Genomic DNA, 12,821 nt, shown 5'->3' on the forward strand with positions numbered 1-12,821 from the left:
CTTATCTTTTCGGACGTTTATGACCTCTGCTCTTCGCTATACGTTAACTATTTCCAATTGGCGTGCCCATCAATTTACTGTCGCGCTGCAAATACCTGAGCATTCTGGCTCATCAATTGAGCTTAGCCTTCCAAGCTGGATCCCGGGAAGCTACATGGTGCGCGATTTTGCAAAAAGCATTATCGAGCTAACTGCAAACACTTCTGAAGGTCATAGTACTGAAAATGTTGGCGATAGAAGCGTTTATAGCCTTTCGGTAACTAAGCTCGATAAACAAACTTGGCGTGTAGACACAGATGGAAAACCATGTACGGTCGTTTACTCGGTTTATGCCAACGACTTATCTATTCGCTCTGCTTTTATGAACGACCAATATGCGTTTATAAATGGAACCAGTGCGTTTCTAAACGTTTCCGGCTTCGAGAATGTGCCGTGTGAGGTGGACATTGAGCTGAACGACAGCGATTCTGCAACCTCGAATTGGAAGGCGTATACGTCAATGCCTTCTCGTTGTGAAAGTACAAGCCCGTCTCGGTGGCACTTCGTTGAAAAAAATTACGATGAGCTCATTGATCATCCCATTTATGTGGGCATTGCAGACACACACAGCTTTGAGGTTGACGGCATTACGTTTACGTTACTTTTCTCAGGTAACAACAATATTGATTATGAGCGCATAGCAAGTGACTTAACGCCAATTTGCAAGCACCACCTAGATTTGTTTGGTGCTCCACAACCTATTAATAACTACCTGTTTATGACGCTGCTTGCCGACAATGGGTTCGGCGGTTTAGAGCATAAGTATTCTACTGCCCTTCTTTACCCTCGCTTCGACCTTCCTCAAGTTGGTGAAAGTGAGAAAAAAACCGACAGCTACATTACGTTCTTAAGTCTGTGCAGCCATGAATTTTTCCACACATGGCATGTTAAGCGCATTAAACCTAGCGTAATGGTGAAACCAGACTTATCTCAAGAAACATACACGAATCAGCTGTGGATTTATGAAGGCTTTACCAGTTTCTATGATGACGTCACCCTTGCTAGAGCCGGCGTTATTGAACCACAGAAATACCTCGATATTGTTGCGCAAAATGTCAGTCGACTTTTGCAAAACGCTGGTCGCTTTAAACAAAGTGCAGCTGAAAGTAGTTTCGACGCATGGACAAAGTTTTATAAGCAAGACGCAAGCGCTACTAACAATATTGTCAGTTATTACACAAAGGGGGGCATTATCGCCCTTGGGTTAGATTTACTCCTTCGTAAGCAGTCAAACGAACAAGTGAATTTAGATACCTTGATGCAGTTATTGTGGAAACACTATGGCGTGGATGAAAAAGGTACGCCTGATGACGTGATCCAAAATCTATGTACAACGCATTTTGGCATTGATGTTTCAGAATACTTAAATCGCGTGGTGTATGGCACAGACGATGTAGAATTGGCTTCGTTAGTATCTGAAATGGGCGTTAACTATGCGGTTCGTGCTCGCGTGTCAGGTGAAGATAAAGGCGGTGCCTCCTCGCTGCCTGCTATTAAAAATCAGCTTGGCGCCACGTTAAAGCCAGCTACCTTCGGACTTACGGTAATACAGGTATTTGAGGGTCTTGCCGCAATGAAGGCAGGTGTTCTTTTAAACGATGTCATCATTGGGTTAGACGGTCATATCGTCAATGCCCAGAAGCTTCAGCGCCTATTAGATAATGCCCAAACGTCGCAGGTGGAGTTAACGCTTATTCGAGACGGGCGGCTTCTAACCCTGCCTCTTGAGGTTACTGAGGCAAGAAAAGAAATGGCTTATTTTGAAATCACTGATGAAGAAAAGCTTAATCAGTGGCTGGGGAAATAACATCGCTCCGTACGAAAAACTAAATAGGCGCTTTGAGGTTTTACCTGAAAGCGCCTTTTGCCATATGGTTGTTTAAGCGTAATCAAATTAATGACCTATGCGGACTAGTATTACTGTTCGGGCGACCCCGAAATAATAGTCTGTGGGTCTAAACGAGTTTTGCCCAAATTAATACGCCAATCCAGATGCGGACCTGTAGAGCGCCCTGTTGAACCTATTGTACCAATCTGCTCGCCTTGCTTAACGGTTTCACCCACTTCTACCGTTATAGTATCCATATGAAGAAACGTTGAAAACACGCGCATGCCGTGATCTAAAATCAGCGTGTTACCCGAATAGTAAAGGTCATCAGCCATTGTTACCACACCATCAACTGGGGCATACACAGGCGTGCCTGTTTCATTGGCAATGTCCAAACCATAATGCGGCCATTTCGGCACGCCATTTAGAATGCGCTGACTACCGTAAACACCGGAAATAACGCCTTTCGCAGGCCATTCAAACCGGGTGAATAATGCATCTAAATCAGTATTACCACTTCGCGCGTTAGCTACGTTGATATTGTCCTGCTTAATACGCGCCGTCACTTCTGCAGGCGGCGTAACCATTTTTTGCTCTAGCCCGTCAATTCGCTGAATGTTGTATTCGCGTTTTTCAAGAGTAATGTCTCGCTGCCACTTTTGGCCGTTGTCTAACTCTACAGCCAACGTTTGCTGAAGCGGCGCTTCCCGTTCAAAGCCAACCACAAATTTTCCGTCTTTATTGGTTTGAACGGTTTCGCCATTAAGCGTTACTTTGGCCCCAGCGGGAGCTTGCCCGCGCAGTAAGGCACCTTGCGTAAACTTACCGTTCAACACAACGTTTACTGGCTCTTGACTAGATAACACTTCGTTTTGGCCGTTTAACTCTACATCTGCATAAGCAAATGACATAGAGGCAACTGTGCTAATTGCCACTACACAACTTATTACAAGAGATGCTGAGCTATGCAATGCGTTTTTTGCAAGCGTGAATGCCATAGTTGTTTCCTTTCCCTATAACGAGCAGTAGTCGAATGTTAACCCTTTACTGTGGCGCCTTTACCTACGCCCTCATAAGCGATAACTTGGCAAACGCCATTAGGTGTGCGTTTCTTCTGCTCTTCAAGAAGATACTGCGCCAAACACTCGACTGTTGAGTCGGTTTCGATGACTTCACAATCTGACTTAGGAATTAATAGTTCAAAATAGCCCTGTGAGGACTCGTAAGCAAAACAGTAGTAATCCGCTTCATTTGGAACTTGACCTTTAAGCTTTCTGTCGCTGTACGCTATTTCGTCTTCACGGGTGGCTATATAGATGTCGGCCCAACGGTCAGCCCAGTATTGCTGACTTTCACTACACACTTTACCGTCAAGAATAATATCAATTCGCGAACGATGACCGTGTGCTATACGCTGGCAATTGCCATCGTGCTTTTTAAGCCCATGAGTATAGTGGTAATAAGGAGAGTTAATAACTTCTTCGCGCAAATGCAGCGTAATGTTTTCAACATTTTCAGGAAGGTGCGTCGCCAACACTTCTTTGAGGTAAACACCAACAGACTCCATGTTTATCTCGTCAGAGTAAACAAATGCATAGGCTTCAGCTGGGCAATGTAACATGATGCTGCGCCCATCAGTGCAGGTAAAACGGGTCTCAACCTGTTCAGAATCGTCATCGTGAATAACTTCTGAGCCGCTGTACTCAGCAGGCACTAGCAACTTGTGGTCAACATACTCGTCGATAAGTCGCTTTAAATTCTTTTTCACGTGACCAAAGTCTTGAACCATGCTCTCTTCGTTAAGTTCACCGTCCAAAATCACATCGACAATCCAGCTTTCTCCTACCATGCCGCGTTGAGGGCAAAGGTAAGAGAAGTCCATCACTGTCAAATCATTTACAAATAATTGCATAACACCCTTGAATCGAGTTTATTTTCTACTGACTAGTATACGTTTTTTATCTTCGCTTCGCAGCGACTAGTCCATTGAAGATTGGCGATTAAGCTGATCTTTTAAATTTGGTGGAATTCCGCGAATAGTTAGCGTATCCGTAGCCGGGTCGTAAAACACCCTGTCACCCATTAATTTGCGTTCGAAGCTTAGCGATATACCACCGCCCTGACCGGTAAACTTAGCGAGTTGTTTTAGCGCTGCCGGGTCTGGCTGAATTTCTTTCTCAAGCGGCACTTCCATAGATTGAGTAAAGGCAGAAAAGTTGCTGCTGGTTTCTTCATTTTGTGGAAGTCGGTTAGCCAGTTCATCTACCGATAGACTCTCGCCCGCATCAATCTTTTCTTTAAAGTACGATTTAACTTCTTCTCTATGCTGGTGCTGCTCTTGCGGGTCTAGTGACTCACTGGCTAGGTAGGCATCAACTGTAGAGATCAATTGTTTATTTTGCTGTTTGACATCAACCAGTTCTTCGCAGCCTACAAACTGCATGAAGAAGTCAGATACTTTTCGTCCCATTCTACCTTTAATGAAGCTAACGTAACGCTGCTGCTCTGGCTGAATGTCCAACTGAGTTAAATCGAATCGCACAGCTAGCTGCATTTTTGCCAAATCTAGGTGTTCACGAGCAGATAAGTCTAAAGAGTTTGTTACTTCAACGTGCGAACGTGTATTTAACAGTGCAATCATTAAATACTGTGTAGCTAAATACTCGTACTGGCAAAAAATGAGAAAGCCGGTTTCTACTGTACCCGTTTCTGCTAATGTACGAACTAAGCGGTTTGTCGCTGATACTGAAAACGCATGGAAAGCGTCCTCCACATTATCCCCCGCCGCTTTTTGAATATCCATGTATTGCTTAAGACCTTCCGCAAATTCAGCCACGTTCTCGGTGCTTTTTTGCGTAGTCTCTTCGCCTTCTTCGTTTTCCACTTTTGCTTCGCGAGTGACTTCCGTCACGAAGTGGCCAACCCCTTTTCCAGGTTTAGCATTGAAACTGTGGTTTATTTGATGGGCAAGAAGCTCGATTTCCGGAGTAACAGCTAAGCAGTTGTCACGTGGAATTGCTTCAATTTTCTCTTCTTTGTTTACAATCAAACGATGTACAACAAAGTGATGAATCAGTGCACTCATAGAGTATCGGGTGTCCTGTTGCTTAAAAAGTGTCAGAAATATCCAAAGAATTGCGGGATTTTAGAATGAATGATTGTACTCACTCAAACAACGATTATAATCATTTTACGTGTAAAACCATTCTTTTTATCAAAGAAATCATAAAAAAGAGGCGTAGCAATGCCCCAACAGAGCCGCTATAGCAACGACGAATTCGAAACGCTAATGAATAACGTTATTCTAACCCTTGAAGAAGGCGGTGCAAACCGCGATCTTTCACTTATGGTGTTAGGAAATGTCATTACGCACATTTTAAATACTCAGGTAGCCCCTGAAAATCGCGAAGCCATGGCAACGCAGTTTGCCGACGTACTCAAGAAAAGCGTTAAAAATAGCTAAGGGATTGCATGATACTTGCCGAATCACCTCGTCGCCAGCGTGTTACTAAACTGGTAAATTGGGGGCATTGGTTTGCCTTGGCGAACATTATCATCGCCATAGTTATTGCCTCGATTTTTGTTTTCTCATCACCTATGCCTGGCACAGGTGTCGGCACCTTGTATCTTCTAGCCAACTGGTTCGGTCATATTGGTTTTATGACCTTTTTTGGCTTTGTTATTTTTATCCTCCCCCTTTGTTACTTGGTTAATAACCCCAGAGTCATAAAGGTCAGCGCGTCTATTATTGCAGCTGTGGGGCTAGCGCTCTTGGCCTTCGATGCGTTGCTATTTAATCGCACAGGCTTTCATATTAGCTTTCACGCCGCGGATTTACTGCGCAGTGAAGCTCAGTCAACAATGGCGATAGAAAGCTGGCAACAGTGGGCATTTTTATTTCTTCTGTTTATCGTTTGGCTTGGCTTCCAGCTGGTCTTAGCCAATGCAATCTGGAAACGTGTTGAGCGTTTCACTCGTCATAAAGTAGGCATTCCTGTCACTACATTTTTTGTTAGCTGTTTCGTAACAAGTCACGCTATTCATGTGTGGGCTGATGCCAAGCTGTATCAACCTATCATTAAGCAGGACAACATGTTTCCGCTTTCTTACCCTGCTACCGCTAAGACTACAATGTCGCGTTATGGCTTGCTTGACTTAGCGGCTTATGAAGAGCGAAAGCAACTACAGTTTAATACCGACATCCACAATATTACTTACCCTGCTGAGCCGGTTTATTGCTCAATAGAGACAGATAAAAACCTAACCGTAATTGTGCAAGTTGACGGTGACAGCGCCATCGATTTGAGCACCATAAAAGGTAAAGCTCTCATTCAAGTTCCTAACTACTATTCCACGGCTAGTAGTACTGAAGGACTGATGATTTCAACCTTGTTTGGTGTGCCAGAGATTTATCAGGATGCATTGTCTAAAAAACGCCCAGTGCTGCTTGCCCTTCCACTGGGGTCGGGTATGCCTGTATCTATTCATAGCGATGTAGCGTTGCCGCTTCCGCAATTGTCTGGCTATTTACAGCCCCTTAGTAACAATCATGAAGGGCTGCACATTTCTTTTATGAAAGGCGCAGACATAAAAAGCTACGTGGAAAATACACTAGATAGAAAACACGACGTTATTATCGCGACTGGGTTTGGTAGCGAAGACGGTAAAGGGGTGTTGTACAGCACACTGAATATCCAAACTAAGCTGGCTAGTACTGAAGATTTGGCACCTACGATTTTAAACGCATTAGGCTGTAATGCACCGTCTACATTCTATTCAACCGGACAAAACTTATTGGCACCAGCACGACCTTGGTTAGTTAGCACGTCGGGCGAGCGTATTGTGGTATTCCACGAAAATAAACGCACTGACGTTCTGAGTAACGGTAGCTATGAAATAAGTGATTTAGCCACAGGGAAACGGAGTAAAGAGTCGTTAAATATCGACTTGCTGAGCCAGGCTATAAAGCACTTGTCTCGCTTTTCCACCCAGAACTAGTTTTTCTCTAATGCAGTGATAGCCAATGCTATCGCTGCTATCTATTTCCCGTATTCCCTTAGGTAACAACCGCTTAGAGGGTTACACGTAACCACTCACTAATATTTCAGACAGCCTCTTGACCTGAGATACACGGTGAGATGAGCTAATAGTAGTCAGCTGTTCAGCAGTAATGCGATTATCTGACAAAAAATAGCTCTTCGTTAACCCAGCGGCATTCGCAGCTTCGATGTCCCGCCAACTGTCGCCAATTAACACACTATTTGCTAAGTCTATATTTAGGTCTCTTGCGGCCTGGTTTAACATGCCAGGTAATGGTTTTCTGCATTTGCAGGCTATAGCATATTCGGCAACACTACCTTGCTCGTGATGTGGGCAGAAATATACAGGAATGTTTACAATATTGCGGGCGGAAAATTCTTTCTGGACCTGCTCCATTAAACCATGAAAGTCTTTTTCGCTGTAATATCCACGCGCTATTCCACTTTGGTTAGTAACAATAACCGGTAAAAAACCATTATTTTGGAATGTATGAATAATATCAAAGATACCCTCCACAAATTCAAAATCTTCATAGCTACCTACATAGCCGTGGTCAACATTAATTACGCCATCTCGGTCTAAAAACAACGCTTTTTGTTTGTTATCGACCATCGTCTTTCCTTGCCTGCTCTCCCTTACTTTGACCTTTTAACACTTTTTTATTTGTATCTTTTTTCCATAGTTGGATATGAAAGTCTGCGGTTACGCTATCTAGCGATGCGACGATAGTATCTATCTTGCCTTGTGGGAGCTTCCAGTAAAAAGGCGTCATCTTTATTAGCGCGAGAGCGTGGTCAGCGTCAGCAAACTTAATCGGAAATGAAAAGCATTCATTGTGAATGCGAGTAAAGCCTTCCCGGGGGGCATCACTAATTTGATGGTGCCTCGCATTGTCGTAAACCTGCTGCTTTAATTCAAATAAATGATTCGGCGCAGGGTCAACCGTAATAAGTATCCCTTGTTCTTTCAAAACTCTTACATACTCTTCATTACTGCCCGGCGCAAATACTTGCATTACTACGTTTTGCGTCTCGTTCTGAAGAGGTAATTCAAAGCTGCTTGCCACAACAAACTGAGCGTACTTAAACGCTTTAGCAGCCAAATCAACAGCAATTTTAGCTATGTCGCTGCCGGCACCTTTTACTGAAAAGCCATTACGTGAAAGCCCTTGAATCATCGCATCTAAATAGCTTCCTTCACCACAACCCGCGTCGTAAACAGAAACAGTTTGTTTGGTAGCGTTACCTGCAACATTATTCGCAGTACCAGTTTTAGTGAGGAAGTGTTCCACCAGCAAATGCATTTTGTCTTTCAATGGTTTGTAGGCGTTTAATTGATGAAACTCTCGTCTGGCTTTCACCATGTCTTTATCGTCACCGGGAAGTTTAGACTTTTTGAACTGAACAGGTAACAAGTTAACGTAGCCAGATTTTGCAATATCGAAGCTGTGATTATTGTTACAGCGTATAGGCGTAGAGTTTAACGAGATTGATGATTTACAAAGTGGGCAATGCCACATGATAACGTCTTTTCTGTTAAGAATTTGATATACAGGATATCAAAATCGATGCCTTAACGGCAATAATAGAGCACAAGTAGGCTTAAGACACACAGCGTACTTGTGCTAATTAGTTGCGCTGGGCAGGCTTTCGATTACGGAACTGCCTGCAATTATCATTTTACTACGCTCTTTAAAAAGTGAAGCTTTTACAACGCTGCTAACGGGTGGCTTTGTGCAGACCAAGGAGAACTAAAGAAGTGTTCGATCACGTCTTCAGGCACATCCTCAACCGTTTTGTACTTCCATTTAGGCGACATATCTTTGTCAATTAACAAAGCTCGTACACCCTCTTGAAACTCTCCGCTCTCACCGCAGCGACAAGACATATTTGCTTCCATTCGAAAGCAATCTGCCAGGGTCATTTCTGCTCCTTTTTGACATTGTTCATACACTAAATGCATAGTTATAGGAGACCCTTTAGCTAGGGTACTCTGTGCGCGTGAAAGCCATTTGTCTTCTTTCATGTCGGCACGCAAAATCGCATTCACTACTTCACTCACACTATCTGCGGCGCATAGGCTATTGATAAGTGGCATGTTTGGTTCTACATTGCTGCTAGGTGACAAATCTGGCTTTTTCAAGCTATCGATAATTGTCGTTACAGACCCTGCTAAGCTTTCGCTATCAGTTTCATTCCATGGATATTCGAGCAGAGAATTTAACAAATTACTTTTCTCTGAACTCGCGACTAACGCATCAGCGAGCCCAACGTAACGGGCATCGGTACCGTTCATCTGCCCACCTGTTAAGCCAAGAAACAAGCCAGATTTTCCTGGTAAGCGAGGCAGAAAATAGCTGCCCCCTACGTCGGGATATAAACCTATTGTGATTTCGGGCATAGCTAACCGCGAAGTTTCGGTCACTACGCGGTGACTTGCGCCGCAAAGAAGCCCCATTCCACCGCCCATCACAATGCCGCTAGCCCAAACAACAATAGGCTTACTGTAGTTATGAATGGTGTAATCTAACGTGTACTCGGTTTTAAAAAATGTTTCTAAAAATTGTGGTATTTGCCCGTTAGCTTCCACCATCGATTTGTACATAGAAACAATGTCACCACCCGCACAAAAGGCTTTTTCGCCCGCTGCATCAATCACCACAGCCACAATATCGTTGCGAGACTGCCATTGCTGAAGCGCGTCTAGCATAATGCCAGCCATTTCAAGATCTAAAGCGTTTAGCGCTTTAGGCTTATTAAGCGTCAAACGGCCTATTGTATAGTCATCGCTGGACGTTTCTAGCTCTTCAACAATGACCACTGGTTCCACGTCTGTCATTTCCACTCCTTTTTTACAGTCCTAAAAATCATGTCTGATGATGTTATTTCCGGTATGTACTACAGTACACTTCTCTCGTCTGACAACAAACGTCTGCCGATAATAACGCGCATAATTTCATTGGTACCTTCCAAAATTTGATGTACGCGAACATCTCTGAAATGGCGCTCTAGCGGATACTCTTTTATGTAACCATAGCCCCCGTGAAGCTGAAGAGCGTCGTTACAAACGTTAAAGCCCACATCGGTAGCAAACCTTTTCGCCATAGCGCAGTAAGTCGTTTTGTCAGGATCGTTATTATCCAGTTTACAAGCTGCCATACGTACCATTTGTCTTGCCGCAACAAGTTCTGTCGCCATATCGGCTAGCTTGAACTGCAAAGCCTGGAAACCTGCAATCGGTTTACCAAACTGCTCACGCTCATTCATGTAGTCTCGCGCAACATTAAGCGCCTGCTGTGCAGTACCGACCGAGCAGGTTGCAATATTAATTCGACCGCCATCAAGCCCCTGCATAGCCATTTTAAAGCCTTGCCCTTCTTCACCGAGTAACCAGCTTGCATCTAATTTAACGTTATCAAACGTGATCATGCGAGTGGGCTGGGCATTCCAACCCATTTTTTCTTCTGCTTTACCGTATTCGATGCCTTCTGCATTAGCAGGTACTGCAAACGCTGAAACACCTTTAGGACCATCTTCACCAGTACGGGCCATAACGACTAAAACATCAGTGCTTCCCGCACCTGATATAAATACTTTTGATCCGTTTAGTACGTATCCGCCGTCAACTTTCATCGCTTTTGTTTTTAGCGATGCAGCATCTGAACCCGCGCCAGGTTCCGTTAAACAATAAGATGCTAACTTATCGCCTGCCACCAGCTGTTCACACCATGTGTTTTTTACATCATCGCTACCCCAAGTAGCAATCATCCACGTGGCCATATTATGAATGGTTAGCATGGCGGTGGTTGTGGTACATCCCATTGACAGCTGCTCAAAGATAATTGAAGAATCGAGCCTTGACAGCCCAAGGCCACCGGCACTCTCTGGCGCATACAACCCACAAAAGCCTAATTCTCCCGCTCTTTTTATCGCCTCTACAGGGAAATAGTGTTCTCTGTCCCACATCGCTGCATTGGGCGCTAGTTCCTGTTGGGCGAACTGTCGGGCAGTATCTTCAAAGGCGAGCTGGTCATCGGTTAATTCAAAGTTCATTACACATACCTTCAATTACGTTGCTTTTTAATAACAATAACCAACACCTACCCCTTACGTAAACGTAAAGGTAAATATTTATTTAAAATTAGTGAATACTAGCGTAAATATTTTGTGACGAGATGGTACTTTTGGCCTTTAATGCGAGAAATAACTGATAAAAGTTATCCTATTTAATAATGCACTTTTATGCTGCCGCTGATAAGCTACACTAACGCAAGTTAACCCTTATTGGTCGCCGTGGAATTCAGAATAGCCATAGTAGAAGACAATGCCACTGCTCGAACTGCGCTTCGAGGACACTTAATGTCTATCGCTAATTTATCTGTCAGCAGCTTCGCTTCGGGAGTGGAGCTTAAAGCGGCACTAAAAAAGCAAAATTTTGAGCTGCTGTTAATGGATTATCACCTTGGTCAAGGCAAGACTGGCGTCGAGTGGGTGCAAAATTTAAGAGAAGCGGGCTTTATTAGGCCAAGTACGGGCATCATATTTCTTACTTCAGACCGCTCACCGCAAATAATCGGTCGGATCATGGATCTTCAACCTGACGTTTTGCTCATCAAACCGTACACTATCGCCTCTTTAACTCGCCAAATTAATCACTATTTAAGCTACCGTGATTTTGTCAAAAACGTTTTGCATTCCCTAGACAATAAGCAGTTAGAGCGTGCTATTGGCGTAATAAGGGCGAAAATTTCAGAGGGTATTCCTCCTCGCCTAGTTGCAGATATTCGCAAGCTTTATGCTCGGCTTCTATACGAGAGTGGTGACCTTCAAAGAGCCCTTAGCATTTATGAAGATGTGTTAACTCGGTCAGATAAAGTACTCTGGGCGCAATGGGGTAAAGTTAAGTGTCAATATGCCTCTGGCCAATGGCCGCATTGCAAGCGTCACTTAAGTCAGATGGTAAACTCTAGCTTAGCGCGTGATAAAGCATTTGAATGGCTTGCTTCTATATCTTTTGAGCAAGATTCTTACGACCAGGTAGAAAAATACTTAAATGAAATTAAGTTTAGTGAATTAAGCCTACCCGCAGCCAAGCTAAAAACAATCGCTTATCAAAAGCAAGACAAGGTCGTTGAGGCTATCGATCTTCTGCAAAAAAAACGAGCTATGCATCGCAGTGCTAAAGACAGCTTCAATGACTTTACCTTTGAATTGGCTGAGTTCTACTTGTTTCTGGCAGAGGAGTCGCCTGAAACCAATAGAAAAGAAAGTTTATCCCAAGCAAGAAAGCTAGTAGGTATTGCAGGTAGAAGTCAGGGCGACCCACAAACACTACAAAAGCGAGACTACCTATTGGCGTTTTCAGCCGTGTTAGATGGAGAGCTTGAAAAAGCTGAGCATCTGCTTGAGGGCGATCACATTGATAATTACCTTCGCACCGAGCCCTCGATTCTGGTTATCGCTGCAAAAGTACACCATGGACTTGGCGATGAGCGTAAAGCGGGTGAACTGTTATTAATGGCTAAACAGAAGAATGCCGAACTGCAAGCGATATCCGAGCAAGTAATGAATGATGCCCTAATTTTTACAGGCGGAGAACGATTAGGCTTAAATCATGAGCAGGCTATTTCTATCAATGAGACAGGCACTCAGCTTTTCATCGAAGGCTTATTTACTAAGGCTATGAAGCATTTCTATGATGCATTCCAGCTTTCACCTGAAACCGCAGCTTTTGGATTAAACCTGCTCCAATGCATGATTGAAGCAGACGCAGGCGTTTACCGTAAGTTTAGTATCAAACACCTACTCGACAAAATAACCAGCTTACCGTTAAACGACACAAACAGGGCGCGTTTAACGCAGCTCACCTTATCCGCGCAAGAACAAGCACTCTAGCATCTCTAAACTGCTTGCTC

At 43.8% G+C, this 12,821-nt stretch carries 11 protein-coding genes; 4 read left to right on the top strand and 7 right to left on the bottom strand.

From position 1 onward, the window contains the following. Nucleotides 1-19 precede the first annotated feature (19 nt). A complete protein-coding gene (locus tag ACFI6J_RS02350) occupies nt 20-1,846 on the top strand; it encodes a M61 family metallopeptidase (protein ID WP_462556859.1) in 1,827 nt (608 codons plus the stop codon). Between the two features lie 110 nt (nt 1,847-1,956). On the opposite strand, the gene ACFI6J_RS02355 is transcribed toward ACFI6J_RS02350, so the two are convergent. From ACFI6J_RS02355 to yejK, 3 genes are all read right to left on the bottom strand, one after another. After that, the gene (locus ACFI6J_RS02355; RefSeq protein WP_458731436.1) at nt 1,957-2,865 is read right to left on the bottom strand and encodes a M23 family metallopeptidase; all 909 of its coding nucleotides are present in this window, start codon (nt 2,863-2,865) and stop codon (nt 1,957-1,959) included. Between the two features lie 38 nt (nt 2,866-2,903). Further along, entirely contained in the window at nt 2,904-3,779 is an 876-nt protein-coding gene (locus tag ACFI6J_RS02360; RefSeq protein ID WP_462556856.1) for a 6-carboxytetrahydropterin synthase, read from the bottom strand. A 66-nt stretch (nt 3,780-3,845) separates the two neighbouring features. Continuing rightward, a complete protein-coding gene (gene yejK / locus ACFI6J_RS02365; RefSeq protein WP_462556854.1) occupies nt 3,846-4,952 on the bottom strand; it encodes a nucleoid-associated protein YejK in 1,107 nt (368 codons plus the stop codon). Between the two features lie 159 nt (nt 4,953-5,111). Between yejK and ACFI6J_RS02370 the strand changes: the two genes are divergently transcribed. Both ACFI6J_RS02370 and ACFI6J_RS02375 read left to right on the top strand, forming a co-directional pair. Continuing rightward, nucleotides 5,112-5,330 carry a YejL family protein gene (locus ACFI6J_RS02370; protein WP_014949499.1) on the top strand — a complete coding sequence of 73 codons (219 nt, stop codon included), beginning with the start codon at nt 5,112-5,114 and terminating at the stop codon, nt 5,328-5,330. Between the two features lie 8 nt (nt 5,331-5,338). Then, nucleotides 5,339-6,865: a DUF3413 domain-containing protein gene (locus tag ACFI6J_RS02375; RefSeq protein ID WP_462556852.1), complete on the top strand. Its 1,527-nt coding sequence runs from the start codon at nt 5,339-5,341 to the stop codon at nt 6,863-6,865. A gap of 81 nt (nt 6,866-6,946) precedes the next feature. Here the strand turns inward: ACFI6J_RS02375 and ACFI6J_RS02380 are convergent, their stop codons facing one another. The 4 genes from ACFI6J_RS02380 to ACFI6J_RS02395 form a co-directional block, all read right to left on the bottom strand. Next, on the bottom strand, nt 6,947-7,519 hold the full coding sequence (locus ACFI6J_RS02380; protein ID WP_052235450.1) for a D-glycero-alpha-D-manno-heptose-1,7-bisphosphate 7-phosphatase: 573 nt from the start codon (nt 7,517-7,519) through the stop codon (nt 6,947-6,949). Beyond that, nucleotides 7,509-8,426 carry a putative RNA methyltransferase gene (locus tag ACFI6J_RS02385; protein ID WP_348670880.1) on the bottom strand — a complete coding sequence of 306 codons (918 nt, stop codon included), beginning with the start codon at nt 8,424-8,426 and terminating at the stop codon, nt 7,509-7,511. Before ACFI6J_RS02385 ends, ACFI6J_RS02380 begins: the two co-directional genes overlap by 11 nt. 188 nt (nt 8,427-8,614) lie before the next feature. Further along, nucleotides 8,615-9,745, bottom strand: a complete 1,131-nt coding sequence (locus tag ACFI6J_RS02390; RefSeq protein ID WP_348670879.1) for an enoyl-CoA hydratase/isomerase family protein — start codon at nt 9,743-9,745, stop codon at nt 8,615-8,617. Between the two features lie 59 nt (nt 9,746-9,804). Continuing rightward, on the bottom strand, nt 9,805-10,959 hold the full coding sequence (locus ACFI6J_RS02395) for an acyl-CoA dehydrogenase family protein (protein ID WP_348670878.1): 1,155 nt from the start codon (nt 10,957-10,959) through the stop codon (nt 9,805-9,807). 258 nt (nt 10,960-11,217) lie between these two features. Between ACFI6J_RS02395 and ACFI6J_RS02400 the strand changes: the two genes are divergently transcribed. Beyond that, on the top strand, nt 11,218-12,801 hold the full coding sequence (locus ACFI6J_RS02400; protein ID WP_348670884.1) for a response regulator: 1,584 nt from the start codon (nt 11,218-11,220) through the stop codon (nt 12,799-12,801). Nucleotides 12,802-12,821 lie beyond the last annotated feature (20 nt).

This window comes from Alteromonas sp. G4i13, from assembly GCF_054960505.1.